Source organism: Streptomyces specialis, assembly GCF_001493375.1.
GTDB lineage: Bacteria > Actinomycetota > Actinomycetes > Streptomycetales > Streptomycetaceae > Streptomyces > Streptomyces specialis.
On record NZ_LN929893.1, the window covers coordinates 457,057 to 482,694 of the forward strand.

Annotated in this window: 25 protein-coding genes and 1 pseudogene; 14 read left to right on the forward strand and 12 right to left on the reverse strand. The window is 72.4% G+C overall.

Annotation, left to right across the window (positions count from 1 at the left end; all coding sequences use genetic code 11):
- Nucleotides 1-101 precede the first annotated feature (101 nt).
- From BN2279_RS11925 to BN2279_RS11935, 3 genes are all read left to right on the forward strand, one after another.
- Entirely contained in the window at nt 102-752 is a 651-nt protein-coding gene (locus BN2279_RS11925; RefSeq protein WP_059008669.1) for a hypothetical protein, read from the forward strand.
- Nucleotides 753-994: 242 nt separating this feature from the next.
- A complete protein-coding gene (locus BN2279_RS11930) occupies nt 995-2,077 on the forward strand; it encodes a LacI family DNA-binding transcriptional regulator (protein WP_059008670.1) in 1,083 nt (360 codons plus the stop codon).
- A 54-nt stretch (nt 2,078-2,131) separates the two neighbouring features.
- Nucleotides 2,132-3,811 carry a glycoside hydrolase family 13 protein gene (locus BN2279_RS11935; RefSeq protein WP_059008671.1) on the forward strand — a complete coding sequence of 560 codons (1,680 nt, stop codon included), beginning with the start codon at nt 2,132-2,134 and terminating at the stop codon, nt 3,809-3,811.
- 101 nt (nt 3,812-3,912) lie between these two features.
- Here BN2279_RS11935 and BN2279_RS11940 read toward each other — a convergent pair.
- Nucleotides 3,913-4,278: pseudogene (locus tag BN2279_RS11940) on the reverse strand (GntR family transcriptional regulator); the annotation flags it as partial.
- 253 nt (nt 4,279-4,531) lie between these two features.
- Nucleotides 4,532-4,996, reverse strand: a complete 465-nt coding sequence (locus BN2279_RS11945; RefSeq protein WP_059008672.1) for a MarR family winged helix-turn-helix transcriptional regulator — start codon at nt 4,994-4,996, stop codon at nt 4,532-4,534.
- 96 nt (nt 4,997-5,092) lie between these two features.
- Between BN2279_RS11945 and BN2279_RS11950 the strand changes: the two genes are divergently transcribed.
- From BN2279_RS11950 to BN2279_RS11960, 3 genes are all read left to right on the forward strand, one after another.
- Nucleotides 5,093-5,620 (forward strand): DoxX family protein, encoded by a 528-nt coding sequence (locus BN2279_RS11950; protein ID WP_059008673.1) that lies wholly within the window; start codon nt 5,093-5,095, stop codon nt 5,618-5,620.
- A gap of 87 nt (nt 5,621-5,707) precedes the next feature.
- A complete protein-coding gene (locus tag BN2279_RS11955; RefSeq protein WP_059008768.1) occupies nt 5,708-6,475 on the forward strand; it encodes a dioxygenase family protein in 768 nt (255 codons plus the stop codon).
- 73 nt (nt 6,476-6,548) lie between these two features.
- Nucleotides 6,549-7,187, forward strand: a complete 639-nt coding sequence (locus BN2279_RS11960; RefSeq protein ID WP_059008770.1) for a LysE family translocator — start codon at nt 6,549-6,551, stop codon at nt 7,185-7,187.
- A 25-nt stretch (nt 7,188-7,212) separates the two neighbouring features.
- Here BN2279_RS11960 and BN2279_RS11965 read toward each other — a convergent pair whose 3' ends face one another.
- The 4 genes from BN2279_RS11965 to BN2279_RS11980 all read right to left on the reverse strand — a co-directional run bounded on the left by BN2279_RS11965 (nt 7,213) and on the right by BN2279_RS11980 (nt 13,259).
- Complete coding sequence (locus tag BN2279_RS11965; RefSeq protein ID WP_407702230.1) at nt 7,213-7,899, reverse strand: DinB/UmuC family translesion DNA polymerase; 687 nt, start codon at nt 7,897-7,899, stop codon at nt 7,213-7,215.
- A 193-nt stretch (nt 7,900-8,092) separates the two neighbouring features.
- On the reverse strand, nt 8,093-11,599 hold the full coding sequence (locus BN2279_RS11970) for a DNA polymerase III subunit alpha (RefSeq protein WP_059008674.1): 3,507 nt from the start codon (nt 11,597-11,599) through the stop codon (nt 8,093-8,095).
- 157 nt (nt 11,600-11,756) lie between these two features.
- Nucleotides 11,757-12,668 (reverse strand): Vgb family protein, encoded by a 912-nt coding sequence (locus BN2279_RS11975; protein ID WP_059008675.1) that lies wholly within the window; start codon nt 12,666-12,668, stop codon nt 11,757-11,759.
- A 39-nt stretch (nt 12,669-12,707) separates the two neighbouring features.
- Nucleotides 12,708-13,259, reverse strand: coding sequence for an AAA family ATPase (locus tag BN2279_RS11980; RefSeq protein WP_059008676.1), 552 nt, complete (start codon nt 13,257-13,259; stop codon nt 12,708-12,710).
- A 22-nt stretch (nt 13,260-13,281) separates the two neighbouring features.
- On the opposite strand from BN2279_RS11980, the gene BN2279_RS11985 reads away from it, so the two are divergent.
- On the forward strand, nt 13,282-13,935 hold the full coding sequence (locus BN2279_RS11985) for an HAD family hydrolase (RefSeq protein ID WP_059008677.1): 654 nt from the start codon (nt 13,282-13,284) through the stop codon (nt 13,933-13,935).
- A gap of 8 nt (nt 13,936-13,943) precedes the next feature.
- Here the strand turns inward: BN2279_RS11985 and BN2279_RS11990 are convergent, their stop codons facing one another.
- The 3 genes from BN2279_RS11990 to BN2279_RS12000 all read right to left on the reverse strand — a co-directional run bounded on the left by BN2279_RS11990 (nt 13,944) and on the right by BN2279_RS12000 (nt 16,409).
- Nucleotides 13,944-14,519 carry an HD domain-containing protein gene (locus BN2279_RS11990; protein WP_059008678.1) on the reverse strand — a complete coding sequence of 192 codons (576 nt, stop codon included), beginning with the start codon at nt 14,517-14,519 and terminating at the stop codon, nt 13,944-13,946.
- A 33-nt stretch (nt 14,520-14,552) separates the two neighbouring features.
- A complete protein-coding gene (locus tag BN2279_RS11995; RefSeq protein ID WP_059008679.1) occupies nt 14,553-15,521 on the reverse strand; it encodes an NsdA family TPR-like regulatory protein in 969 nt (322 codons plus the stop codon).
- A gap of 66 nt (nt 15,522-15,587) precedes the next feature.
- The gene (locus BN2279_RS12000; RefSeq protein WP_059008772.1) at nt 15,588-16,409 is read right to left on the reverse strand and encodes a class I SAM-dependent methyltransferase; all 822 of its coding nucleotides are present in this window, start codon (nt 16,407-16,409) and stop codon (nt 15,588-15,590) included.
- Between the two features lie 89 nt (nt 16,410-16,498).
- Here BN2279_RS12000 and BN2279_RS12005 point away from each other — a divergent pair, with 89 nt between their 5' ends.
- The 5 genes from BN2279_RS12005 to BN2279_RS12020 all read left to right on the forward strand — a co-directional run bounded on the left by BN2279_RS12005 (nt 16,499) and on the right by BN2279_RS12020 (nt 20,119).
- Entirely contained in the window at nt 16,499-17,218 is a 720-nt protein-coding gene (locus BN2279_RS12005) for a GntR family transcriptional regulator (protein ID WP_059008680.1), read from the forward strand.
- 87 nt (nt 17,219-17,305) lie between these two features.
- Nucleotides 17,306-17,479, forward strand: coding sequence for a hypothetical protein (locus BN2279_RS29320; RefSeq protein ID WP_159037199.1), 174 nt, complete (start codon nt 17,306-17,308; stop codon nt 17,477-17,479).
- Nucleotides 17,476-18,075, forward strand: a complete 600-nt coding sequence (locus BN2279_RS12010) for an ATP-binding protein (RefSeq protein WP_234347767.1) — start codon at nt 17,476-17,478, stop codon at nt 18,073-18,075. Before BN2279_RS29320 ends, BN2279_RS12010 begins: the two co-directional genes overlap by 4 nt.
- Nucleotides 18,076-18,169: 94 nt before the next feature.
- Nucleotides 18,170-18,850 (forward strand): pentapeptide repeat-containing protein, encoded by a 681-nt coding sequence (locus BN2279_RS12015; RefSeq protein WP_059008682.1) that lies wholly within the window; start codon nt 18,170-18,172, stop codon nt 18,848-18,850.
- Nucleotides 18,851-19,012: 162 nt separating this feature from the next.
- Nucleotides 19,013-20,119, forward strand: coding sequence for an MrcB family domain-containing protein (locus BN2279_RS12020; RefSeq protein WP_059008683.1), 1,107 nt, complete (start codon nt 19,013-19,015; stop codon nt 20,117-20,119).
- Here BN2279_RS12020 and BN2279_RS12025 read toward each other — a convergent pair.
- The gene (locus tag BN2279_RS12025; protein WP_079032082.1) at nt 20,048-20,707 is read right to left on the reverse strand and encodes a hypothetical protein; all 660 of its coding nucleotides are present in this window, start codon (nt 20,705-20,707) and stop codon (nt 20,048-20,050) included. The two genes, BN2279_RS12020 and BN2279_RS12025, sit on opposite strands and share 72 nt — an antisense overlap.
- 192 nt (nt 20,708-20,899) lie before the next feature.
- Between BN2279_RS12025 and BN2279_RS12030 the strand changes: the two genes are divergently transcribed.
- Nucleotides 20,900-21,796 (forward strand): hypothetical protein, encoded by an 897-nt coding sequence (locus BN2279_RS12030; RefSeq protein ID WP_159037200.1) that lies wholly within the window; start codon nt 20,900-20,902, stop codon nt 21,794-21,796.
- Here BN2279_RS12030 and BN2279_RS12035 read toward each other — a convergent pair.
- Both BN2279_RS12035 and trmB read right to left on the reverse strand, forming a co-directional pair.
- Nucleotides 21,783-22,997 (reverse strand): PrsW family intramembrane metalloprotease, encoded by a 1,215-nt coding sequence (locus tag BN2279_RS12035; protein ID WP_059008685.1) that lies wholly within the window; start codon nt 22,995-22,997, stop codon nt 21,783-21,785. The two genes, BN2279_RS12030 and BN2279_RS12035, sit on opposite strands and share 14 nt — an antisense overlap.
- A 29-nt stretch (nt 22,998-23,026) precedes the next feature.
- A complete protein-coding gene (trmB, locus tag BN2279_RS12040) occupies nt 23,027-23,827 on the reverse strand; it encodes a tRNA (guanosine(46)-N7)-methyltransferase TrmB (RefSeq protein ID WP_059008686.1) in 801 nt (266 codons plus the stop codon).
- A gap of 80 nt (nt 23,828-23,907) precedes the next feature.
- Here trmB and BN2279_RS12045 point away from each other — a divergent pair, with 80 nt between their 5' ends.
- Nucleotides 23,908-25,614 carry an outer membrane protein assembly factor BamB family protein gene (locus BN2279_RS12045; protein ID WP_159037201.1) on the forward strand — a complete coding sequence of 569 codons (1,707 nt, stop codon included), beginning with the start codon at nt 23,908-23,910 and terminating at the stop codon, nt 25,612-25,614.
- Nucleotides 25,615-25,638: the final 24 nt, after the last annotated feature.

Genomic DNA, 25,638 nt, shown 5'->3' on the forward strand with positions numbered 1-25,638 from the left:
GTTCCCGCGTCCCTGATCGGCGCGGAACCGTTGCCTCGGCGCCGCCGTCGTCCGCAGGCTCGTCACCGGACGCAACCGCACCGAGTCCCAGGGGGGACCCCATGAAGTTCACCGCTTTCGGCCGCCGTTCCGCGGTGGCCGCCGCCATCACCGCCGCCTGTGCGCTGGCCGTCCCGGCCGTGGGGGCGGCCCAGGCGTCCGCGGCGCCGGAGCGGGCCGGTGCCCGGGTCGCCACGGCGGCGTTCCTGAGCGCCTCACAACTGCCGCCGCACGACGGCGGCTGGGTCGCCGACAGCCCGGCCGCCGGTCTGCCGGAGACGCCGGTCTTCTGCTTCGGCGAGGAACTGCCGGCCGACGGCGCGTGGCACCGGGAGTTCCGCACCGACCTCGACACCGGCGCGGTCCAGGTGATCGTCGAGACCGGCGACGCGGCGGAGGCGGCCGAGCTGGCCGACACGCTGCACGAGGCGGCGGCGGACTGCGCCGCCGACTGGCTGCGGGAGAACCCCGGTTCGGCCGCCGCCTGGGACGACTACGGCACGGTCTCCGTGCGCGGCACGGACGGCGCCCGCATCGTCGGCGTGCACACCGCGCCGCCGGAGGCGGGCATGGACGTCGAGCTGTTCGGCATCGGCCGGGACGGCACCCGGGTGACGCTGGTCGACTGGGGGCAGATGGGCGACCTGGCGCATGCCCCGGTGGCCGACTTCCGCGTCACGATGCGCGCCGCGCTGGGCAAGCTCGCCCGCTGACCGGTCCGTTGGGCCGGCCCCGATCGTCCGGTTCCTGCCCGCACGGGGGCGGGCAGGAACCGGACGATCTTTTCATGTACACGTTTACATCATCCGTTTCAGCCCCGCTGACCTGGCACTTCGCTGTCAAGACCCTCAACTGCCGTACGAAATCGGCGAGATCCCAAGATCTTTTCATGTAAACGATTGCATTACCTCCGGGATCGGCAGTACGTTCGGCGCACTGCCGTGATCGGAGGGTTATGGCCGCCAGCATCATCGATGTCGCCCGGCGCGCGGATGTCTCGACCGCGACCGTCTCCCGTGCTCTGCGCGGGTTGCCGAACGTCTCGGAAGCGACCCGGGAACGGGTGCTGCGCGCGGCGGAGGAGTTGCAGTACTCGATCTCCCCGCATGCCTCCTCCCTCGCCTCCGGCCGGACCGGAACGGTGGGCGTCGTCCTGCCGTTCGTCAACCGGTGGTTCTACAGCCAGGTCGTCGCCGGCATCGACTCGGTGCTGCGCGCCAACGACCACGATCTCCTGCTGTACAACCTCGGCGACGAGCGTGTGCACGAGCGCTTCTTCGCGCGCATGCCGTTACGCCGCCGCGTGGACGCGCTGATCGTGCTCAACCTGCCGCTGTCGGCGGCGGAGTGCGAGGCGCTGGTGTCGATGGAAGTGCCGGTCGCCGTGCTCGGCACCCGCATACCCGGCTGCTGGCACGTCTCCATCGACAACGCGGAGGGGGCGAGCACGGCAGTCCGCCACCTCATCAACCTCGGGCACCGGCGTATCGGGATGATCACCGGCGCCCTGGGCGACCCCCGCGGTTTCACGACGCCGATCGTGCGGCAGCACGCGTACCGCACGGTCCTGGCGCAGGCGGGCATTCCGTACGACCCGGACCTCGAAGCCCCGGGGTACTTCGGCATCGAGGAGGGCGCGTCCGCCATGGCGCAGCTCCTCAGCCTCCCCGACCCGCCGACGGCGGTGTTCGCGGAATCGGATCAGATGGCGTTCGGCGCGCTGCGCACGCTGAACCGGATGGGTCTGAAAGCGCCCGACGACGTCTCCGTGATCGGTTTCGACAACCACGAGACGGCCGAGCTGCTCGACCTGACGACCATCGCCCAACCAGTAGCCCACCAGGGAGAGTTGCTCGCCCGCCAGATCCTGGACGCGTTGTCCGGGGCGAGCGAGGAGCCCACCCGGGTGGTGGTGCCCACACGCCTCGTCGTGCGTGGCACCACCGGCGCGGCCCGCGTCGCGCGTCCGCAACACCGACACCCCTCACCACGGCCGGGACCTGAACCGGACCAGCACGACCGCACTACTGCGCGGTGAGCCGCTAGAACCGCGCATTTTCCAGGGTCAACTCGCAAGAGGAATGGAAGATACGTGCCCCGCACCCGCATTCACGAGAACACGGCCGCACCCTGGTGGCGCACCGCCGTTGTCTATCAGGTCTACATCCGCAGTTTCGCCGACGGCAACGGCGACGGCATCGGTGACATCGCCGGGCTGCGTGCCCGGCTTCCCTACCTCCGGGAGCTGGGGGTCGATGCCGTCTGGATCAATCCGTGGTACCCCTCCCCGATGGCGGACGGCGGCTACGACGTGGCCGACTACCGTTCCATCGACCCGTCGTTCGGGACGCTGTCCGAGGCCGAGGAGATGATCGCCGAGGCCCACGCCCTCGGTATGCGCGTCGTCCTCGACATCGTGCCGAACCACACCTCGAATCAGCACCACTGGTTCCTGGAGGCGCTGGAGGCGCCGGCCGGTTCGCCCGAGCGCGACCGGTTCGTCTTCCGGGACGGCCGGGGCCCGGACGGTTCGCTGCCGCCCAACGACTGGCGCAGCCGCTTCGGCGGCCGTGCCTGGACGCGGGTCACCGAGCCGGACGGCACGCCGGGCCAGTGGTATCTGCACCTGTTCGCCTCGGAGCAGCCGGACCTCAACTGGGCGAGCCGCGAGGTCCGCGCCGAGTTCGAGTCCATCCTGCGCTTCTGGTTCGACCGGGGTGTGGACGGGTTCCGCGTCGACGTGGCCCACGGCCTGATCAAGCACCCGGACCTGCCCGACCTGGGCATCCCGGAGCACGCCCTGTTCGACCACGAGCGGCGCCGGGCCGACCACCCGCACTGGGACCAGGACGACGTGCACGAGATCTACCGTTCGTGGCGGAAGATCGCCGACACGTACGCGGACGACCGGCTGTTCGTCGCCGAGGCGCACGTGCGCGACGATCGGCTGCCGCTGTACGTGCGGCAGGACGAGTTGCACACGGCGTTCAACTTCCCGTTCCTCAAGGCCGCGTGGGACCACGAGGAGCTACGCGCGGTGATCGATCGATGCGTCACCTCGCTCGCCGAGGTCGGCGCGCCCCCGACCTGGGTGCTCTCCAACCACGACGTGCCCCGGCACGTGACCCGGTACGGGCGCAAGATCACCCACACCCGCGAGCACGACGTGGACGGCGGGCCCGCCGACCTGGAGCTGGGCCTGCGCCGGGCGCGGGCCGCGGCGCTGCTGATGCTGGCGCTGCCGGGCGGCGCGTACATGTATCAGGGCGAGGAACTCGGCCTGAACGAGGTCGAGGACCTGCCGGAGGAGGCGCTGCGCGACCCCACCTGGGAGCGTTCGGCGCACACGGTGCGCGGGCGCGACGGCTGCCGGGTGCCGCTGCCGTGGTCCGGGTCCGACAGCCCGTTCGGCTTCGGCCCCAGGGGCAGCAAGCCGTGGCTTCCGCAGCCGGCCGCGTGGGAGGCGGTCACGGCGCAGACGCAGTCCGGCACCCCGGGATCGACGCTGGAGCTGTACCGCTCGGCGCTCCGGCTCCGCCGGGAACAGCCCGGATTCGCCACCGAGACGCTGCGCTGGCTGGACGCCCCCGAGGGGGTGCTGGCCTTCGAGCGCTCGCCCGTGCTGCGCTGCGTGGTGAACCTGTCGGACCGGCCGTTCGCCCTGCCGAGGAACTGGGGCGTGCTGCTCTCCAGTGACCGGCTGATCGGTGGCCAGCTCCCGCCGGACACGACGGCGTGGCTGTGGGGCGGCGGAGCGGCCCGCCGGGCCTAGTCCGCGGCTGTCTCCGCGGCCGTACGCGGAGTCGCGCCCGCAGCCGTATCCGAATCCGTATCCGAATCCGAGTCCGTATCCGAGTCCGTATCCGAGTCCGTATCCGAGAAGACAGCCCGGAGCGCGTCCTGGACCGCGGCCAGTGCCGTTGCGCGGTCCAGGCCGAGTCTGCGCGCGCGCCGGGCGTACTCCTGGGCCGCCGCCGCTGCCTCCCGTGCGGCGGCGTCCCTCGCCGTGGCGACGAAGGTCCCGTTGCGGCCCTTCGTCTCCACGACCCCGTCCGCCTCCAGCGCCCGGTACGCCTTGGCCACGGTGTTGGGCGCCAGGCCCAGCTCCCCGGCGAGGCCCCGGACGGTCGGCAGCCGGTGCCCGACCGGCAGCGCGCCGGACCGCGCCTGCTCGGCGATCTGGGCGCGAAGCTGCTCGAAGGGCGCCACGGGCGAGTGGGGATCGAGGAAGACCTGCATCCGGTTCACCCGGCTGATTCTGCCGCAGCGCGCCGGGCGAACGGGGGGCGGACCGGGGCCATGAGTTGTCGATGGTGGTGCCGGTGGGCAGCGAGGTGACGGCGTACGGCCTGGACCGCGGTCGTGGCTTCGCCAAGCCGGTCACACTCCTCTCCCTCCACCGGGCCCGCGCCAGGGGCCACGTTCTCGTCTGCGCCGGAAACCACGCCGCAAACGTTCCCGTGCCGGAAAAAATCGGCGAACGGCCCGCCGGTCAGGTGCCGGTGTCGCGCAGGCGGGCGGCGACCTCGGTCAGGGCGTCGGCCAGCACCGCGAGCCGGTCCCGGTCCAGGACGTCGATCAGGGCCTCGCGGACCCGCGCGACATGGCCCGGCGCCGCCTCGCGGAGCGCGACGGCGCCCGCCTCCGTCAGATGGGCGCTGACGCCCCGGTCGTCCGACAGGCAGGCGTCCCGCGTGACCAGGCCGCGCTTCTCCAACTGCCCGACCTGGTAGGTCAGTCCGCTCTTCGACGTGATCAGGGATTCGGCCAGCTCGGTCATCCGCAGCCCGGCGCCGCCCGCCACGGCGAGCTTCACCAGGATCTCGTACTGCGGGTGGGAGAGTCCGGCGTCCTGCTTGAGCTGCTGCTCGACGGCGCGGAACACCCGATGGCTGGCCTCCAGGAACGCCGTCCAGGCCGCCAATTCTCCCTCGTCCAGCCATCGAGTCTCCACCATGCCTCCATCATAAGCAGTTGTTCAAATTCGAATGACTGGGTACGGTCGGCATCGTCCCGCACATTCCCACGAACGATTCCCGGTCGGAGAGCCGTCATGAGATCCCCGTCGCCCACCACTCCCGCGTATCCCGCCGCCGACATCGGCCTGCTGCTCCTGCGCCTCACCCTCGGCCTGCCGATGGCGGCGCACGGCACCCAGAAGCTTTTCGGCTGGTTCGACGGTCCCGGGCTCGACGCCACCGGGGAGTCCTTCGAGTTCTTCGGCTATCCGTCCGGCCGGACCATGGCCCTGATCGCGGGCCTGTCGGAGACCTTCGGCGGCCTCGCCCTGGCCCTCGGCCTCCTCACCCCGCTCGCCGCCGCCGCGGTCCTCGGCACGATGATCAACGCCGCGGTGGCCGTGCACTGGGAGGGCGGGTTCTTCGCCCCGGAGGGCATCGAGATGCCCCTGCTGTACGGCCTGGGCGCCGCCGCCCTCGCGCTGACCGGCCCGGGACGGTACGCGGCCGACACGTTCGTCCCCGTCCCGGCGCGGCTGGCCTCCTACCGCCCCGCCCTCGGCCCGGCCGCCCTCGCGCTCGCCGTGGTGGCCGCCACCGTCGTCCTGCTGCTCCGCGACTGACCGGCGCGACCGACCGGAAGGAGAACCAGGGGGAACAGGACAACCGGGGGGCCGGAAAAGAGGAGAGGGACCGCCGTGAGCGACCGCATGCCCGTCCTGTACCTGAGCCACGGCGCGCCGCCGCTGGCCGACGACGCGCTGTGGACCGCGCAGCTCGCCGCCTGGTCGGCGGAGCTGCCCCGCCCGGAGGCGATCCTCATGGTCTCCGCGCACTGGGAGTCGGCCCCCCTCACCCTGGGCGCCACCACCACCGTGCCGCTGGAGTACGACTTCCGGGGGTTCCCCCAGCGGTACTACCGGGTGACCTACCCGGCCCCCGGCGCCCCCGCGCTCGCCGACCGGGTGCGCGGCCTGCTCGCCGGGCCGGGCACCCCGGTCCACGAGGCGCCCGCGCGGGGGCTGGACCACGGCGCCTACGTTCCGCTGGCCGAGATGTACCCGGACGCCGGCATACCGGTGCTCCAGCTCTCCATGCCCACCCTCGACCCCGAACGGCTGCTCCGCCTCGGCCGCGGGCTGGCGCCGCTGCGCGACGAGGGCGTGCTGATCGTGGGCAGCGGCTTCTTCACCCACAACCTCCGCGAGCTGTCCTGGGGCACCGGGCCGGACGAGGCGCCGGCCTGGTCGAAGGAGTTCGACGCCTGGGGGTGGGAGGCCCTGGCCCGCGGGGACATCGACGCGCTGCTTGACTTCGAGCACGCCGCCCCGGCGGGCCGGATCGCGCACCCGCGCACCGAGCACTTCGCGCCGCTGTTCGTCAGCCTGGGCGCGGGCGAGGCTGACCTGCCCGGCCGGCGGACCGTGATCGACGGCTTCTGGGCGGGCCTGTCCAAGCGCTCGCTCCAGTGGGGCTGACCGGGCCCACGCCGTTCCGGCCGGGTCGAACTCCCCCTGGAAGGACGGGCCTTCCCGTGCTTGCATGGGCGCCATGGTGTCCACCGACCGCTTGCTCGCCTTCGCGGCCATGTCGTTCCTGCTGATCGTGGTCCCCGGCCCCAGCGTGCTGTTCGTGGTCGGGCGGGCGCTGGCGCAGGGGCGCCGCGCCGCGCTGACCACGGTGGTGGGGAACACGCTCGGCTCCTACGTCCTCGTCGTGGCCGTGGCCTCGGGGATCGGCTCCCTCGTGGAACGGTCCGTGCTCGTCTTCACGGTGCTCAAGCTGACGGGGGCCGCCTATCTGGTGTATCTCGGCGTCAGGGCGTGGCGGGAGCGCGGCGCGCTGCGGGCCGCGTTCGCCGCCGATGGGACCGCGCACGGCGGTTCGCGCACCTTCTGGGAGGGGTTCGCGGTCGGCGTGTCGAACCCCAAGACCATCGTGTTCTTCGCCGCCGTGCTGCCGCAGTTCGTGGACCGCGCCGAGGGGCATGCCACGGCGCAGATGCTGGTGCTCGGCCTGGTCTTCAACGTCATCGCGGTCGTCTCCGACTGCGGGTGGGGACTGGTCGCGGCAACCGCGCGGGACTGGTTCGCCCGCTCGCCCCGGCGGCTCTCCCTGGTCGGCGGGGCCGGTGGGCTCACGATGATCGGCCTCGGCGTCCCCGTGGCCGCGACCGGGCGCAAGGACTGAGCGCCACCCGCGCGGCGCGGTCGTCTCACGCCACGTCCAGGTTCCCGGCCGGGCCGACCGCGCCGGGCCCGAAGCGGCGGCGGGCGCGGTCGGCCGCCGCCTCCGCGCGGCGGCGGCGGTCGTCGCCCGGGTCGAGGGAGAGCTGACGGGTCGCCCGCGCCGTCTCCGTCAGCTCCTCGGCGCGCAGCGCGACCGCCCTGACCCGGGCCCGCTGAAGGCCCAGCGCGTCGTGCAGGGCGTAGGCCGTGCCGGTCAGCGCGGGAGTGTGCGCGGTCGGTTCGGGGAGCCTGCGGCGGCGGGTGGTGGCGGAGCGGTCGGCGTAGCGGACGGTCAGGGTGAGCGCGCGGGCGGTCTGCCCCTCGCCGCGCAGCCGGTAGCCGAGTTCGTCGGCGAGGGTGAGCAGGGCCCGCCGGCGCATGCCCGCGTCGAGTTCGTCGTGGCCGAACCGGTGCTCCGCCGCCACCGAACGCGGTGGCGCGCCCGGGACGACGGGTGTCGGGTCCAGGCCGTGGGCGAGGGCGTGGACGCGGCGGGCGGTGGAGGCGCCGAGGATCCGTTGCAGCGTCCCGGGCGGCGCGGCGGCGATCCGGCCGACCGTGTCGAGGCCGTAGGAGCACAGCGCGCGGGCGGCGGGGGCCGCGAGCCCGGTCAGGGCGGCGGCGGGCCCGCCGGCGAGGAACGCGGCCCCGGCCGCCCGCCCGGAGAGCAACACGGAGTCCCCGGGGACCCCGCGCGCCCCCGCTGCCATACCCGCCACGCACCGGGTCGCGGCGGCACCGACCGCGGCACGCGCACCGCGAGAAGCCGCACCACCTCGGGGGATCGGAGAGGTGTATAAGAGACGGGCCCCCCGGCCGCGCCGTCCTCCGCGCCCCCCGCGACGCGCACGTACAGCACCCCGCCGTTCATCCCGCGCTCCCGGGGCTGGAGTGCCACAGTTTGCGCGGCGCCTTCGCGGGGTCGCCCGGAGGCTTCAGGTCGGCCCAGGGATGCAGGGTGTAGCCGGTGGACATCTCGATCCGCCGGTCCACCGGTCCGGGCTCCTCCCGCTTCTCCTCGCCGTCGTTCCCGCCGCCGGACCCCCCGGCCGGCCCGCCGTCGCCGCCCGCGAGCCGTTCCGCGACCGCGTCGAGCCCGCCGGTGCGGCGCAGCTCGGCCAGCTCCGCCAGATCCCAGGCGGCCTGGCCGACGACGCTCAGCGTGCGCGGCCCGCGCCGCTGGACCGTGCCGCGCACCAGCAGCAGCCAGGAGTGGAAGACGGTACGGGCGCAGGCGGCGTGGCTGTCCTCGAAGAACGCCAGGGCGACCCGGCCGGAGGCGTCGTCCAGGGTGGCGAAGATGACGCGCCTGCCGGAACGGATGGGCGGGGTCTGGGTGGCGACCTTCGCGCCGGCCACCAGCACCGTCTCGCCGTGCCCGGCGTCGCGCAGGCGGCGGGCGGAGAGCGCGCCCAGTTCGTCGAGGAACGCCCGGTGGCCCGCCATGAGATGGCCGGTGGTCTCCATGCCCAGCGCCTCCAGCTCGGCGTCGAGCCGTTCCCCGTCGGTCAGGTCGGGCAGCCCGGCGGGGGCGGTCTCCTCGCCGTCCCCGAGCGGGAGTTGCGGGCCGCCCTCCCCCGCGAGCGGGAGGCACCCCCAGCCGGGGCCCGGGGCGGCGCGGCGCTGCCGGTGCAGCTCGGCGATGCGCAGCAGCAGGTCGCGGCGGTTGCCGCCGAACGCGTCCAGGGCGCCGACCTTGGCGAGCCGTTCGGCGACGGGCCGGGAGGGGGCGGCGCGGGTCATCAGGTCGGTGAGGGAGGCGTACGGGCGGCCGGCGGCGATCCGTTCCGCCTCGGCCTCGGTGATGCCGTGGACCTCGCCGAGGGCGAGGCGGATCCCCCACACCCCCGATTCGGACTCCAGTTCGATTCGATAGGCGGCGTCGGACCGGTTCACGTCCAGCGGCAGCACCGGGACGCCGCGCCGCCGCGCGTCCGCGAGCAGCAGCCGCTTGGGGTACATGCCGGGGTCGTGCGTGAGCAGCCCGGCGAAGAACGCGGCCGGGTGGTGGGCCTTGAGCCAGGCCGACTGGTACGTCGGCACGGCGAAGGCGACGGCGTGCGCCTTGCAGAAGCCGAAGCTGCCGAACGACTCCACGATCTCCCAGGTGCGGGCGACGACCTCCGGGTCGTAGCGCCGGGACGCCTCCTCGGCGAACCACGCCCGCACCCGCCCCAGCCGCTCCCGGTCCGACAGGGCGCGCCTGGCCTCGTCGGCGAGCGCCCGGTCGCAGCCGGTCAGGATGGCGATGATCCGGATGACCTGCTCGTGGAAGACCACCACGCCATGGGTCTCGCGCAGCACGGGCTCCAGGTCCCGGTGGGGGTAACGGGCGACCCGCCTGCCGTGCCTGGCCTCGATGAACGGCCGCACCATGTCGGCGCCGACCGGGCCGGGCCGGAAGAGCGATATGTCGACCACGAGGTCGTGGAACGTGGCCGGCTGGAGCCGCCCGACGAGGTCCCGCTGGCCCGGCGACTCGATCTGGAAGCAGCCCAGCGTCTCGGTGGAACGGATCAGCGCGTACGTCCGCCCGTCCACCGGCCCGGCCGCCCCGGGGGCGAACGGCGCGTCCACGTCGATCCGTTCCCCGGTGGCCCGCTCGACCTCGTCCACCGCGTGCGCCATCGCGGACTGCATCCGCACCCCGAGCACGTCGAGCTTGAGCAGCCCGAGGTCCTCCACGTCCTCCTTGTCGAACTGCGACATCGCGAAGCCCTCCCCGCTGCTGGGCACCACGGGGGTACGGGCGCGCAGCGAGGAGTCCGAGAGCAGGACGCCGCACGGGTGCATCGCGACCGCGCGCGGCAGCCCGTCCAGGGCCTCGACCAGCTCCCACATCCGGGGGCCGCCGTGGGCGTCCGGGTCGAGGCCGCGCAGCTCGGGCAGCTCCCGGAACGCGGCGCGCGCGTCGGCGGCCCGGATGTGCGGGAACGCCTTGGCCAGCCGTCCCGTCGCCTCCGGGTCGAGGCCGAGCGCGAGCCCGACGTCCCGGATCGCGTGCCGCACCCGGTAGGTCTCGGGCATGGCGAGGGTGGCGACCCGTTCCTCGCCGAACCGCTCGAAGATCGCCCGGTACGCGTCGAGCCGGCGGGCGGACTCCACGTCCACGTCGATGTCGGGCAGCGCGCCCCGGCGCGGGGAGAGGAACCGTTCCATCAGCAGGCCGTGCTCGACGGGGTCGGCGTGGGCGATGCCGAGGAGGTGGTTGATCAGCGACCCGGCCCCCGAGCCGCGGGCCGAGACCCGGATGCCCAGGGCGCGGATGTCGTCCACGACCCGCGCGACGGTGAGGAAGTAGGAGGCGAACCCGAGCCGTTCGACGGTCCGCAGCTCCTCCTCCAGACGCCGCCAGCGTTTCTCGTCCCGGTCGTAGCGGCGCAGCACCATGCCCGCGGCGCAGCGGGAGCGCAGGGCGCGCTGCGCCGTCCGGCCCGCCGTGCCGGCCAGGTGCGGCTCGGGGAAGTGGACACCGCCCATGCCCAGATCGCGCGCCGGGTGGACCCGGCAGGCCGCCGCGGTCTCCTCGGTGCGGGCCAGCAGCCGGTGCGCGACGGACCGCCCGTGCCCGGCGGCCTCGGCGATCCCGGCCGCCGCCGAGGCCATCGCGGCCGGGTCCTTCAGCCAGCGTTCGCCGTTGTCCAGCGGGCCGCGCGGGTCGATGGGAACGAGCCGCCGGGCCGCGTCCAGCACGTCCGCGACCGGGCCCTGGCCGGGGTCGGCGTAGCGGACGGCGTTGGTGAGGACGGGATCGACGCCCTGCTCCAGGGCGAGGCCCAGCGCGCGGGCGGCGGTCCGCGCCGGGCCGCTGGCGTCGATCTCCAGCCGCAGGGCGTCGCCGAACAGCTCCCGCCAGGGGGTGAGCAGCCGGGCCGCGAGGTCGGGGCGGCCCGCCGCCAGCGCCCGGCCGGGCTCGGGCTCCGGGCCGAGCAGCACGACGAGCCCGTCGAGCCCGCCGCGCGTCAGCTCGGCCCACGGCAGCACGGGCCGCGTTTGCCCGCCCGGGCCCCCAGCCGCGTGGGCGGCGGTGACCAGGCGGCAGAGCTGGGCCCAGCCCGCGGCGCCGTCCCTGGCCAGGAAGACGGCCCGGGGCGCGGACTCGTCGCCGAAGGCGCCGCCCCGCACGGGGGTTCTCAGCCGTTTCCGGCCGGTCCCGTGCCGGGGGGCGACGGCCAGATCGACCCCGTACACCGGACGCACCCCGGCCCGCGCGCACGCCTTGGTGAACCGGACGGCCCCGGCCAGGGTGTCCCGGTCGGTCAGCGCCACCGCGCCCATCCCCCGCTCACCGGCCCGCTCGACCAGCCGCTCGGGGTGGGAGGCGCCGTACCGCAGGGAGAACCCGGACGCGACACGCAGATGCGTGAAGTCCATCCTCGGCACCTCCTGTCACGCCCGGCCCCCTGTCCCCGATGTCCGGTCCCACCATAAACCAGCCATCGAACACATGTCCGAACATGACGAAGTGGCAGGTCACGTCCCTGCCCCCTCTCCGGCCCTGGCCGAAAACCACGCGGCCCCCGGAGAGCGGTTACGGGACCAGCCGCGCGACCGCGCCCGTCTCCAGCGCCGCCCACAGCGCCCCGTCCGGCCCCACCGCGATGCCGTGCGGCTCGGAGGCGGGCGACGGCAGGTCGTACCCGGTGATCACGCGGTCCACGCCGATGTGCCCGATGCGGTTGGCACCCCACTCGGTGAACCAGCAGTCCCCGGCGGAGGCCGCGACGATCGCGTGGGGCCTGGCCGCCGGGTCCGGCGGCGGGAACTCCTCGATCCGGCCGTCCACCGAGATCCGGCCGATCCGGCCCGCCCCGATCTCGGTGAACCACAGCGCCTCGCCGTCGCTCGCGATCCCCACCGGCCCGGCCCCGGCGGTGGGCAGGCCGTACGTGGTGACCCGGCCGTCGACGCCGATGCGACCGATCGCGCCGGCCTGGTTGAGGGTGAACCACAGCGCCCCGTCCGGCCCCGCCGTGATCGCCGCGGGGAACGCGCCCTCGACGGGCAGCGGGAACTCGGTGAGGTCGCCGCCGGTCGTGATCCGGCCGACGCGTCCGGCGTTCATCTCCGTGAACCACAGCGCGCCGTCCGGACCGGCGGCGATGCCGAACGGTCCGCTCTCCGGCGTCGGCACGGGGTACGACCGGGCCTCGCCGCCGGTCGTGACGCGGCCGATGCGGTGGTCCTGGGACCGGGTGAACCACAGGGCGCCGTCGGGCCCCGGGGTGATGACGGCCGGCCGGCAGTCCGGCGCGTCCAGGGGGAAGACCGCGAGATCGCCGTCCCCGTCGCCGTCGGGGGTGAGCCGGGCGATGCCGCCGCTGTGCGTGAGCGTGATCCACAGGGCCCCGTCGGGACCGGCCGCGATGCCGTACGGGCCCGACCGTTCGTCCCCCACGGGGATCTCCCGGATCCGCGGGCCGTCCTCGGCGTTCCGCCGCACAGCGGCTCCCTTCGTCGGTGTTCATGACAGCGTCGGTGTTCATGACAGCCGCAGCCGCCCCTCGCCGAGGGCCGCGAGCACCGCCTCGGCCGACTCCTCCGGGGTGAGCCCGGTGGTGTCCAGCGCGTGCGGCTCGTACGCGCCGAGGTCGGCGAACTGCGCGTACATCGCCAGGATCGGCCCGGGATCGGTCAGGGGATGCCCGGCGCGGGTGGTGCCGCGTTCCAGCGTCGTGCGTTCGTCGGGGCGCAGCACCGCGTAGTGCGCCGCCACCCCGTCCGCCCGCGCCGCCGCCCGGTACGCGTCCACGAACCACGGCCCGACGACCCCGTCCACGACCACCGCGTAACCCCCCGCCGCGTAGCCCGCCGCCGCCCGGGCGGCGACCCCGACGACGGTCTCGTTCTGCCGCCGCGCCTCCGGCAGGAACGGTGGCACGGCGCCCTGCCGGATGACGTCCCAGAAGTCGTCGGTGTGCAGGTGGACCGTGGCCGGCCCGAGCTGTCCCTCGTCCGCCAGCAGCCGCGCCACCGTGGACTTACCGGCTCCGGGCGGCCCGGACAGGACGATGATCTGCCCCTTTGTCGTCATCCCGACAGGTTAGGCTGCCGGAGTGACTGATCTCCCCATCGACCTGGTGATCTTCGACTGCGACGGCGTGCTGGTCGACAGCGAGCACCTCGCGCTGCGCGTCTGCGTCGAGCTGGGCGCGGAGCTGGGCTGGCCGCTCACCGAGGGCGAGATCGTGGACCGCTTCCTCGGCCGCTCCGAGCGCGCGGTGCTGGCGCAGATCACCGAACGCCTGGGCGAGGAGACGGCGGCCCGCTGGGGCGAGGCGTACCAGCGGCGCCTGGAGGCGGCGATCGACACCGAGCTGACCGAGGTGGACGGCATCAGCGAGGCGCTGGACGCGATCACGCTCCCGCACTGCATCGCCTCCAGCGGCAGCCACACGAAGATGCGCCGCACCCTGTCCCGCACCGGCCTGTACGACCGCTTCGCGGGCCGGATCTTCAGCGCCAGCGAGGTCGCCCACGGCAAGCCCGCCCCCGACCTGTTCCTGCACGCGGCCGACCGCATGGGCGTCCCCCCGGCCCGCTGCGCGGTGATCGAGGACAGCCAGTACGGCATACAGGCGGCCCGCGCCGCGGGCATGCGCTCCTTCGGCTACACCGGCGGCCTGACCCCACCGGAATGGCTGACGGGCGAGAACACGGTCCTCTTCGACGACATGCGCAAGCTCCCCACCCTCCTCGCCCCTGCCTGACCGCCGGGCTACCGCAGATAGGTCCGCTGCCACTCGGCCGAGGACATGTCCTGGGCCGCGTCCGCCAGTTGGATCGCGGACGGCGTCTTCAGCTTCGCCCGCGTACTGTCCACCCACTCCCGGGCGTTGCGGTATCCCTGCTCCAGATACTCCAGCCCCTGCAGCATGCACTCCAGCCGGTCCGCGTCGTGGGCGACGAGCACCTCCAGGGACTCGCCGTTCTCGTACTCCGCCACGATCGCCTTGATCCCGGCGGCCACGACCGGGTGCGCGTCCGCCACTTGATCGGCGGTCACGTCCTCGTTGCTCGCGGCGGTCAGGTAACGGCGCCCGATCCAGGGGATGTCACCGACCCGCGTCTCCTGCGTGTCGTGAAAGGTGCACAGCAACGCGACCTTCGCCGGATCGGCCCCCTCCAGCATCGCCAGCACGGAACCGATGACCGCCGTACGGAAGCTGTGCTCGGCGATCGTCTCCGGATCCTTCACCCCCGCGATCCACCACCCACTGCGCTTCCCACGCTTGAGAGCCCCCATCTCCAGGAGATAGGTGACCGATCCCCGGGCGTGCGCGTCATCCGTCATGCGAAGTCCTCGTTTCTGTGGGTCCGTTCCGCCTCATGTCCCGACCGTCAGGGCGTGCCTGAGACGGTCGGCTTCCGGTACGGCCCGTACGCGGTCGTGGACGGCCGTCGCCCGTGCCCGCGTCAGGCCGCTCCGGTAGGAGACGGGGAGTTCCCCGTACGCGCGTGCCGCGACGTCGGCGGCTTCCGGGAGTTCGCCGTCGTGGGCCAGGCATGCCGCCCGGTCGATGGAGATCAGCGCCCGCGTCATCACGCTGGGGCGCCGGGACAGTTCCAGGGCGCGTTCCTGGTGGGCGTACGCGCGCCTGGTCTCACCCAGCAGGGTCAACGCCTGGGACAGGTGCACGTGGTGCTTCTGTATCGGATAGCCGAACCAGGTGTCGGCCGACTGGCCGTCCGACAGCCGCTCCATGATCCGGTCGGCGTCCGCGACCGCTGTCAGGGCCCGGTCCCGGTGCCCGCTCGCCGCGTGGGCACGCGCCGCGACCGCGCAGGCGAGCGCCTTCGCGGCGGTGGGTTGCTCTCCGGCGAGGGCCTGAGCGCGTTCGGCGAGGCGCTGAGCGACCGCCGGGGCACCGAAGTTGAGCGGAACCATGGCCTCTCGTGCCGTCACCCAGGCACGGAGCACCACGTCACCGCTCTCCTCCGCCGCCCGTCCGGCCGTGTGGAACCACCGGGCGCTCTCCCGGTGGTCACCCAGATCGTGCAGAACGATGGCGGCCATCCCCATCAGCCGACCCGTCACATGGGACAACCGGCTCCGGGAGGAAGCACTGCGGGACGCGTCGAGCGTCGGCGTCAGTTCGAGAAAATCACCGAACAGATCCGTCAGAACCTCACCGGGAGCACGCCCGTTGTAGCCGTACCCATACCGTTCCACCGTCGATTCCCAGGAGGAGAGGTCGGCCATGTCCCGGTCGGTGAGAGCCGCCGACAAGGCCACGACAGTCGGCGCGGTGATCCCCGTGGCCACCGCACCCCGCAGGACCGAGCGTCGTTTCAAGGAATCCTCCCGCCCTCGTCCTTCTCTCTGCCCCGCCCCGCCGGAAGGGAAGCTCACCCGGAGGGGTCAGGGGCGTTGGGCGATGGTGAGCAGGTGGGAGCTGGCGGCCAGGAGTTCGGGGTAGGGCTCGGCCATGCGGGCGGCGGTCAGGGCCGATTGGAACAGGGGGGTGTCGATCAGGCAGTCGCCGGTGTACTGCTCGGTCGCCTTCAGCATGGCCCAGGTGGGTCCTTCGACGCCGAAGACCCGGGCCTGCCGGAACCCGGCGTGTTCGGTCTCGTCGCGCAGTTCGTCCGCGCTGTGGAAGTAGGCGGCGGTGAAGGACTTCTTCCCGTCGTGGACACGGGACTTCAGGATGCCGGTGATGCTGCGCTCGACGCTCTCCCGGTGGAGGTGGGCCAACGCCGTGTGCTCGAACAGCGAGGCGTAGCGGTTGATTCCGGCGGCGGCCAGGAGACCGCCGGGCCGCAGCACGCGGTACGCCTCGGTGAGCGCCCGGTGCCGGTCGGCGGCGTCGATGAGGTGATACAGCGGGCCGAGCAGCAGCACCACATCGAACGACGCGTCGGGGGCGGCGAGTTGGCGGGCGTCACCGAGTTCGGCCACGCAGCCGGGCACTTGCCGGGCCTGCTCGATGTGCCGGGGAACGGGATCGACCAGACGCACGGTGTACCCGTCCTCGATCAGCCACCGGGCATGCACCCCCGGCCCGCCCCCGACATCGAGAACCTCCGCCGGCGGACCGGGCAGGTAGCGGCGCAGCAACTCCTGGGTGCGCACCAGCTCCAGCCTGCCGTCGGCCGACGACGACAACCGGTCGGCCTCGGTGATGGTGGACTGGTAGAAGGCCATGACCTCGGCAGCCAGGGCGAACCGCTCAACCGTCATGGCCACATCCTGACTCCTCCGGGACTGGAGTGACAGCATCGGACCGGTAACGTGACCGGTTGACCTGACCACCTTACTGGGAGCAGCCCATGCCACAGCTCAAGTACGAGCAGATCGCGGATCACTTGCGCGCACGCATCACCGATGGGGAGTTCGGTCCGGGCGACACGCTCCCTTCGGGGCGTGACCTGTGCGAGCAGTTCGGCGTTTCCCGCGCCACGGTGGTGAAAGCCATGGACGTTCTGCGCGCCGATGGCGTCGTGGTCGCCCGTCAGGGCGCCGGGTTCATCGTGGTGGAGACGCCGGTGGCGCGTCCCGCCGGTCGGCGCGGCAGCGGTCCACGGGTGTCCGGAGGCCAGCCGTTCCGGCGGCTCGGTAAGCCGACCAGGGAACGACCGTCGCGGCGTGTGGCCGACGCTCTTCGCCTGGGCGAGGACGAGTTTGCCTTGCGTCGCACGAGGTTGGTCCTGCTGGAGGACGGCACACCCTTCACCCTGGTCGACGCCTGGTTCCCGCCGGATATCGCTGACGTCTGCCCGCGGCTGTCCGGTGACGGACCGATCGCGGAGGGCACCACCGCCTATGTGGCCCGCACAGCCGGGCGCTCGCCAGTGCACGGCGCCGATCTCTGCACGGTCCGTCTGGCGACGCCGGAGGAGGCCGAACTGCTTGATGTCTCCCGACCGGCGGCGGTAGCCGTCGTGCTGCACACCGCGTGCGATGCCGAGGGGCGCCCGCTGGTCTGCGAAGAGGGCGTGACGCCCGGCGACCTGTGGGAGCTGGCGGACGATTACCCAATGGGGTCGTGATGTAACAGAAGCCCTTGACTGGACCGGTCAACCGGTCCAGTCTGTGAGGCGTCGTCACAGACTTCCTCACGGTTGGATGAGCTGATCATGACCAAGTCGATGCCGGACCGGCTACCACGCAGCGGCAGCTACCTCGCGCAACTCAGCGCTATTTGCCATGGGTTGGGAGCCACCACCCTTTCCGGTCCCGAAGGCGACCGCGTCACGCTCGGTCCGGCACGGCGATCGAACAGCGCCGACGTGCGCAGGAGGGGTCGATGAACCACGCCCCCTCAGGCGGACGGCCGGGCGTCGAGGAGTCAGCCCCGCTCCTGCCCCGCATGCCCGGCGCCGCACCCGTGACCGACCCGAAGCCCACAGCCTGGTTCATGACGGCGAACGCCGAGGACATCCACCAGTGGCGACAGCTTGTCACCGGCGTGCTGGCTGAGTGGGGTGCTGCGCGTGCGGCTGGGGAACTGGTGCGCCTCGGGGTCTGGGAGTTGCTGAGCAACGTCATCAGGCATGCCGGGGACCGGCGGTGTCGTCTGACGCTGGAACGCTCCGGTGCGATCGTGACCGTCGCGGTCCTCGACCGCTCACCCCACCTCCCGGTGATCACCGAGCCGGAGTGGGACGCCGAGTCCGGGCGTGGTCTGTGGCTGCTGCGACAGATGGCCGGTCCCGGCGACTTCGGACACCGCCCGGCCACGCCGCCCTGGGGCAAAGCCGTCTGGTTCCGCTGCCACCTGACAGACCCCTGCCGCCACCCCGAACTCACACCGACCACCGAGGGCAGGAGATGCACCTCCTGCGGCGCCCTGATCTACCTCACCACTACACCCCGCGACGAGTCCCGCCCATGCCCATCCGCGTGACCCACCACCACGCGTACCCGCACCTCGCCACCGCCCTCACCCTCACCGGCTCCAGCTCCGCCCCAGCCGCCTGAAGCGAAGGTCCCTATCCCCCATGCGCACCCACACCTTGGGCCGCCTCACCCTCACCCTGCCGACCCTGGACGATCTACCCCCCGCTGTCCCCCTCACCACCGACAAGGACACCCACCTGGACTTCCACTACACCGGCAGCGCCCCGCGCACCCTCCATCTGGACGGCGCCCGCCTGATCTCCGGTCGTATCACCGGCCTGGCCACCCACCACACCCAACTGCACAACACCCGGCTCGACGGCGTCGAGTTCACCGACTGCGACCTCGGCTCCCTGCACTGGACCGACAGCACCCTCACTCACACCGTCTTCCGCGACTGCACCCTCACCGGCGCCCGCCTCGACCGGCTCACCCTCGACAACGTCCTCTTCGAGAACTGCGCCCTCGACTACGCCACCCTCCACCACCTCCGCGCGACCGGCCCCCTGGCCCTCGTCAAGTGCGACCTCACCGAAGCCGCGGTGCACCACTGCGACTTCACCAACGCCCACCTCGAAGCCTGCGGCCTGCACCACACCACCTTCACCGCCGGCACTTACCACCACACCGACCTACGCGGCAACGACCTGTCCACCCTCCGGGGCGCCATGGCCCTGAAAGCGGCCATCATCGACCGCCCCCAACACCCCGAACTCACCCACGCCCTCACCACGGAACTCAACCCCACCTTCCCCGACACCCTCGACGACTATGAGAGGTAGCCCGGAAGCTGATGACCGCCCCGCTGAAGACGCTGAACGAACGGACGATCCAGCTAGCGTATCGGTGCCCCTAGACGGCGCCGCTAGCCGGCCCGGGCGGTCTGGGTCCGTGGATCACTCATTCGGGTACCCAACGCGGGCTGCGGTTGACACCATAGGTCCATGTCGGACATCGAGACGGACCTCAGTGACCTGCTGCTTCGCGTCGCCGCTACGTACGATCGGTCGATGAGGACCGTCAAAGGAGCTCCTGGGCAGGAGTTGCTGCGCGGGGTGAGCCGAATGTCGCTGCCTCTGCCCATAGGTACGATCGCCAGAGGGTATGGAGGCAATGGCGGTTCCGCGTTCTGCCCGTGGATAGGTGTCTTTGACCCCGATATCAACGAGAAACCCCGCGAAGGGCTGTATCTGGCATACATCTTCGCCAAGGATCTTAAGTCGGTGACGCTCACTGTGCAGCAGGGCGCTGAGGGGCTGGCGCGTGACCTAGGTAAGACCCAGAAAGCCCACATGCGGCTCCGGGCCAATGCCGAGAGGCTTCAAGCGGCCATGCTCCAAGAGGTGCTTGATGGTTGGCGAGAGAAGCCACGGCTTGGCGTGGAGAAGACGGACTGGCGGCCGACCGCCTATCAAGAGGCGAGTATCGCCGCCCGTCGCTACGAGATACCGCATCTCCCAGCCGAGGCGGACCTCCGCGATGACCTTTGGGAAGCGGCAAGGATTCTGCAATTGGCCGCTGCGGTTGATCGCGAGACGTGGCACTCTGATGCGGAGGAGCAGCCACCCACGCGCACGGTGAAGAAGTGGACTGAGCAGCCGCCGAGTAAGAGGCTCAGCGGGTTCCGGCCCAAGAGTGACAGCGACTACATAGCCCACACGCCCGAACGCACCCAAGTGCGAACCCGCCGCCACGAGACCTTGATAAGTGAATTCGGGAAGTACATTCAGACTCAAGGGTTCGAGGCGAATACCCAGGTGCATCCCAGGGACCTCATGCTGACGACCATCACCGAAGAATGGCTAGTCGAAGCTAAGGTCGTCACCAATCAGAACCCCACGAAGGCCGTCCGGGAAGCTGTAGGCCAGCTTTTCGAATATCGACACTTCTTCTGTCGTGAGAGCGATCCCCACCTCCTGGCGCTCTTCACTGAGGATATCCTCACCTACGCCGACTACCTAGAGACCTTGGGAATCGGCTCAGCTTGGAAGACCCCCGAAGGCTGGTCTGGTTCCCGCTCGGCCATCGAGTGGGGAATCGTCGGCCCCTGACCGTATGCGCTCCCGCGACAGCACCATCAGGTCTGTGCTCGTTGCCACGGCCAGGGTGCGGCCGGTGGGGGAGAAGCCGAAGGTGCGTAGGGGGGCATGGGTGGTGTGGTGGATGTGCCACCAGTCGCCGCCGGCCGGGCCGTGGTAGAGGCCGCCGTCCGTCGAGAGCAGGACGCGGTGGTGGGGCCAGTCCGGGCTGACCACGTCCAGGGTCCAGCCGTCGTCCGTCGTCGCGTGCAGGCCGCCGCCGTGGAGGCCGGCGATCGGGATGGGAGTGCCGGTCAGCGGGCCGAGGCCGGGGCAGGTCAGGTGCGGGCCCGTCGGGTCGGTGGTGCCCGGGTCGGGGTCGCGGTCGCGGGCCAGGCGCGCGCCGGTGGCCGCGTCGAACAGGCCGTGGCCGTCCAGGGAGACGACCATCACCAGGTCGTGGCCGGTCTCCGGGTGCCGCGCGAAGCCGATGCCGAGGAGGCCGCCGATCCGGATCGCCGGTGCGGCCGGGCCGAACACCGGGTGCCACGGGGCCGGGGCAGGGGAGACGGGGGCGGCGAGGAAGCGCTCCCGGAGCTGGACTTCGTACTCGGTGAACATCGCGCTCCATCCCACGCTTTCAGTGAGTATGACGTTACGGTCGGTCGTCGCGACGCGCTAGACAGGCAACGTTCACCTAGCCGGTGCCTACCGGTCACACACCGAGGGCGCCGCACGGGCACAGTCGGGGATATGAAGGTCAGGCTGCGACCCGGAAGTGTGGCACGCGCGGAAGATCTGATCACCGCGTGTGTGCGTGAGTGCGCCGGCTACCTCATGGGGCTGGACACGCTGGACGGCGCAGCGGCGCCGGAGCGGACCAAGCTGGTGTCGGCCATCGGGACGCTCGTCGCGGAGCAGGCCGCGTACGAACCGTCCGCCGACCGTTCCTTCGACGCCCTGCTGAACGTCGGCCGTCTCGCGCTCGACGCCGGCGAAGTGCGGCTCGCGCGCCGCCTCGCCGACGCGGGGGGGGCGCTGCGCAGCCGGTCGGGGGATGCCTGGCGACTGCGCGCGCAGGCCCTGGCGGCGGACGGGCGCGAGGCCGACTCGGTCCACGCCTACGGCCGCTCGGAGGAGTTCGGCGGGGAGCAACGGCACATCGGCGTGGAGGAGTTCCGCGCCCGGATCGCCGGACGCGCGGTCTGCGTCGTCGCCAACGGCGAGCACGTCGCCGCCGGTGGCATGGGCGGCGAGATAGACGGCTACGACGTGGTCGTACGGCTCGACTCGTTCCAGACCCACACCCCCGGCACCGGCGACCGCACCGACGTGCACGCCGTCTCGCACCGCAGCGAGGGCCCCGGCTGGCGGCGGCGCGTGGAGACGCGGCTGGTGTTCGGCGACAAGCCCGCCGAGTGGCAGGCCGCCATCGCGCGGAAACTCGTCCCCGGCGCGCAGGCCCACGTCGGGGACCTGTCGTTGAGCCGCCCCCTCCGCGACCCGGCCCTGATCGGGGAGCCCCACTGGGCGGCCGACGCCGGCACCGGGTTCACCGTCGCACGGCTGCTGGACTTCCTCGACGTCAGTCCGCGCCTCGACCTCATCGGCTTCGGGGCACCCGGCTCGCTCCGCCCCGAGGAACGTCAGTGGGTCCTCGCCCGCGCCCGCGGTCGCAGCGCCGACGGCATGCGCATCAGCCTGCGATAGCGAAGCCGAGGTCGGAACGGGCCGCCGCGATCGTCGGCGGTCCGGCCAGCTTCCTGTGCCGCCGTACGCGGTCGAGGAGTTCACGCTCGCGGGCGGCGAAGTCCGGCCCGGCGGCCTTCCGTTCGGCCTGCTCGCGCAGCAACGCCAGGGACGTGGCCGCCGCCTGGTAATCGGCGACCGCCCGCCAGCCCGCGTACCCGTGCTCCTTGCGCGCCAGCCGCCGTGACAACGAGCGCCGCCGCGGCGACACCAGCGCCGGCAACTCGGCGGCCGTCAGCCACCCCGACGCCACGTACAGCGGCAACATCTCTTCCACGACGCGCAGTTGGCGCCGCCGCGTCCAGGTCGCCAGCCAGCACAACAGGCAGAACACCGGAATCATCACCAGCCCGTAGACCAGGCAGACCCCGAACACGTCCATCGACGCCGACGCGTTCCACGCCGAGTGCAGCCCCATCGCCGCCGCCAGCCCGGCCAGCGGCAGCAGCCCCCGCGCCCGGCGCCGGTCCCGGGCCAGCACCGCCGCCAGGCCGAACCCGACGCCGGTCAGCGCCGTGAACACCGGGTGCGCGGCGGGCGCGAGCACCACGCGGATGAAGAACGTCACCGCCGTGCGCGACCCCAGCAGGTCCACTCCGCCGAGCCCCGCCGCCCGGTCCTGCGTGAAAGCGCTGCCCAGATAGAGGATGTTCTCGGTGAACGCGAAACCGGTCGCCGTGACACCCGCCGTCACGATGCCGGCCAGGATCCCGTGGAACGCGTGTGGCCGGCGCAGGAACAGCAGCAGCACCGCCACCGCCTTGCTCGACTCCTCCACCACCGGGGCGATGACGGTGAGTTCGAGCGTGTCGGCGTGGGTGGGCGCGATCGTCGCCGCCTCGTCCGTCAGCAGCCGCACCAGTAACCCGTTGGTCACCAGCGCGAACAGCGTGGCCGCGCACGCGCCCCAGCCGAACGCGAACGCCAGCGCCCGCCACGGCTTCGGCGCCTGGGCGTCCACCCAGCGCAGGGCGCCGAGCAGGAACGGCACCGGCAGCAGCGCGAGCAACAGCCCCGCCGAGAAACCCTCGAAGCCCGTTTCCCGCCAGATCAGTCCGGCCACGATCAGCCCGCACAGCGGCAGCGTCACGGCGACCGCGCGGCGCGCGGGGAGGTACGGGGAGAGGCGCTCGAAGAAGCGTGGGGCGAACGATGGGCGCACCCGACGACCTTACGGTGCGCCGGGGACGATCAACAGCCGGTCACGCCACCGGTTTTGGGAAGGCGGAGACGAAACACGAGGTCCCGCACGACGTGCCCCTTGGCCAGGCCCTGCCGTTCGAAGCGGGTCAACGGCCGGTCCGCGGGCCGTCGCGCGAATCCGCCGCCGTCCGCCGTGTTGGTGAACGACGAGCCGGCGCTGAGGACTTCGAGCATCCACTCCGCGTACGGCTCCCAGTCCGTCGCACAGTGCAGGAACCCGCCCGGGGCCAGCCTGGAGGCGACCAGCTCCACGAACTCCGGCTGCACCAACCGCCGTTTGTGGTGCCGCTTCTTCGGCCACGGGTCCGGGAAGAACACCCGCACCCCGGCCAGCGCGCCCGGCGCGATCATCTCGCGGAGCAGGATGACCGCGTCGCCGTTCGCCACCCGGACGTTGGTCAGGCCGCGTTGCTCGGCCAGCCGCAGCAAGTTCCCCTGGCCGGGGGTGTGCACGTCGGTGGCGAGGATGCCGGTGCCGGGGTCGGCCGCCGCCATTTCGGCGGTCGCCTCGCCCATCCCGAACCCGATCTCCAGCACGACGGGCAACCCGTCGAACAGCGCGCCGAGATCGAGCCGCTCCCGCCCGTCGATCTCCAGGCCCCAGCGGGACCACAGCCGCAGCAGCGCGTCCCGCTGCGCGGACGTCACCCGGCTGCGGCGCGGCTGGAAGCTGCGGATGGTGCGTTCGTACCGCCCGCCGACCGGATCGGCGGCGGGACCGGCGCCCGGCGGGAACATCGGGGCCCGCTCGGACGTGATACGCGTGAGACGGCTGCTGCTGTCGGTCATATCGGTCACAGTGCGTCCGATTTTACGGCGATACGGTGATGCGGGCGGAACCGGTCGGTGAGCCGCCGACGTCGGACTCGATGACGAAGCTGGTGACCCGGGGGAGTGTCATGGCGGAGGGGAACAACCGCACAGGGATGATCGCGCTGCCCGTGGGGATGGCCATGCTGGCGCTGCTGACCGTGTACGTCGTGGTTCTCAGCCGTGAGGAGGGGCGCACCGCCGCCCAGGAGGTGGACGGCGGCCTGGTCGCGGGCACGGCGGCCACCACGGCGGGCGAGGAACCGCCTGTCGAGCTGACCCAGCTCTGGCGAGCGCCCGCGGTCCCGGGCGGAACCGGCCCGGCGGACGCGTTCGCGACCCGGTTGTGGCCCGACGGCGAGACGGTGACGGTCGTCTCGACGGCGGGCGTCACCGCCTTCGGGGCGACCGACGGCGAGGTGCTGTGGGAGGCACCACTCCCCCCGGGCGCGACCCGCCCCTGCGCCGCGGCCGACCGACTCGGCGCGACCGGCATGGGCGCGGTGCTCTACACCTCGGCGGATGCGGACCCGGATGCGGATGAGGGCGCTGATGCCGGTACCGACACCGGTACGGATAGCGATACGGACACGGACACCGGTACGGATACCGATGCGGACGCCGACAGCGATGCCGATACGCATACCGACAGGGATACCGATACGGACACCGACAGGGACACCGGTACGGATACCGATACGGGCGTCGGCAGCGATGCCCCTACGGATACCGACGGGAATACCGATACGGATACCGACGCGGAAACCGATACGGACACCGGTACCGACGACGCTGACGCGGACGACGCGGATACGGACTCGGGCACCGCAGGGAGCTGCTCGGTGCTCGGTCTGATCGACACCGGGACCGGCGAGTTGCTCTGGTCCACGAACCTCGGCACGCCCGCCGGGCGGCCGGTCGCGCCGGAGGATGTCACGGTGACGGTCGGGGACGCGACGGTCAGCGTGAACCTGGACGCGGCCGGCACCCCGGCCGGGTTCCACCGTTTCGAGATCGCCTCGGGCACCGAGCTGCCGGCCCCGCAACCGCCGGACGACCCGGCGGGGGAGTGCGCGTCCGACCGGCAGACGCTGGCCATCCGGCACGCCGGCTCCCGCATCGTCGCCCTGACCCGCTGCGACGGGTCCCGCGACCTGAGCGTGTACCAGGCGGACACGGGCGCGCTGGAGTGGACGCACCCGGCGACGGACCCGGAGTTCGGCTTCGCGGACATCCTCGCGGGCGATCCCGTGCTGCTCCACCAGGACGACGATCTGGTGGCGTACGCGGAGAACGGCGACGAGCTGTGGCGCCGCCCGATGTCCGGCCTGGTGCCCGAGGAGTCGGCGGTCGTCGGCGAGATCCTCGTCGCCCGCGTCCCGCCGACCGCCGCGGACCCGGAAGCGGACCTGGGAGCCGATCCGGAAACGGGCGCGGACCCGCCGGCGGAGGCGGCGGTCTTCGCGGGCTACGACCTCACCGACGGCACCCGGCTGTGGACCACGGAGCTGCCGGAGGCGGCCCAGCTCCTCGACGTGGACGACAACGGCCGCGTCCTGCTCGGCCACCCCGAGGCCGACACCCTGCACCTGCTCGCCCTCGACCCGGTCGACGGCACGGACATCCCTGCCGGAACGATTCCCCTGGACGCGGGCCGGGCGACCGACGTGCCGTATGTGATCCACGACGAACGCCAGTTGTACGTGATGGCCGCCATCGAGACGGACACCACCCGGGGCCTGCGGCTACGGGCCTACGACCGCTGACGGCCAGAACCGACCGCTCGCCCG

What these genes read in the sequence shown, in the direction of transcription:
- BN2279_RS11925 (WP_059008669.1), top strand. Translation starts at nt 102, where the DNA reads ATGAAGTTCACCGCTTTCGGCCGCCGTTCCGCGGTGGCCGCCGCCATC.
- BN2279_RS11930 (WP_059008670.1), top strand. Translation starts at nt 995, where the DNA reads ATGGCCGCCAGCATCATCGATGTCGCCCGGCGCGCGGATGTCTCGACC.
- BN2279_RS11945 (WP_059008672.1), bottom strand. Translation starts at nt 4,996, where the DNA reads ATGGTGGAGACTCGATGGCTGGACGAGGGAGAATTGGCGGCCTGGACG.
- BN2279_RS11950 (WP_059008673.1), top strand. Translation starts at nt 5,093, where the DNA reads ATGAGATCCCCGTCGCCCACCACTCCCGCGTATCCCGCCGCCGACATC.
- BN2279_RS11955 (WP_059008768.1), top strand. Translation starts at nt 5,708, where the DNA reads ATGCCCGTCCTGTACCTGAGCCACGGCGCGCCGCCGCTGGCCGACGAC.
- BN2279_RS11960 (WP_059008770.1), top strand. Translation starts at nt 6,549, where the DNA reads ATGGTGTCCACCGACCGCTTGCTCGCCTTCGCGGCCATGTCGTTCCTG.
- BN2279_RS11970 (WP_059008674.1), bottom strand. Translation starts at nt 11,599, where the DNA reads ATGGACTTCACGCATCTGCGTGTCGCGTCCGGGTTCTCCCTGCGGTAC.
- BN2279_RS11980 (WP_059008676.1), bottom strand. Translation starts at nt 13,259, where the DNA reads ATGACGACAAAGGGGCAGATCATCGTCCTGTCCGGGCCGCCCGGAGCC.
- BN2279_RS11990 (WP_059008678.1), bottom strand. Translation starts at nt 14,519, where the DNA reads ATGACGGATGACGCGCACGCCCGGGGATCGGTCACCTATCTCCTGGAG.
- BN2279_RS12000 (WP_059008772.1), bottom strand. Translation starts at nt 16,409, where the DNA reads ATGACGGTTGAGCGGTTCGCCCTGGCTGCCGAGGTCATGGCCTTCTAC.
- BN2279_RS12005 (WP_059008680.1), top strand. Translation starts at nt 16,499, where the DNA reads ATGCCACAGCTCAAGTACGAGCAGATCGCGGATCACTTGCGCGCACGC.
- BN2279_RS29320 (WP_159037199.1), top strand. Translation starts at nt 17,306, where the DNA reads ATGACCAAGTCGATGCCGGACCGGCTACCACGCAGCGGCAGCTACCTC.
- BN2279_RS12010 (WP_234347767.1), top strand. Translation starts at nt 17,476, where the DNA reads ATGAACCACGCCCCCTCAGGCGGACGGCCGGGCGTCGAGGAGTCAGCC.
- BN2279_RS12015 (WP_059008682.1), top strand. Translation starts at nt 18,170, where the DNA reads ATGCGCACCCACACCTTGGGCCGCCTCACCCTCACCCTGCCGACCCTG.
- BN2279_RS12020 (WP_059008683.1), top strand. Translation starts at nt 19,013, where the DNA reads ATGTCGGACATCGAGACGGACCTCAGTGACCTGCTGCTTCGCGTCGCC.
- BN2279_RS12025 (WP_079032082.1), bottom strand. Translation starts at nt 20,707, where the DNA reads ATGTTCACCGAGTACGAAGTCCAGCTCCGGGAGCGCTTCCTCGCCGCC.
- trmB (WP_059008686.1), bottom strand. Translation starts at nt 23,827, where the DNA reads ATGACCGACAGCAGCAGCCGTCTCACGCGTATCACGTCCGAGCGGGCC.
- BN2279_RS12045 (WP_159037201.1), top strand. Translation starts at nt 23,908, where the DNA reads ATGACGAAGCTGGTGACCCGGGGGAGTGTCATGGCGGAGGGGAACAAC.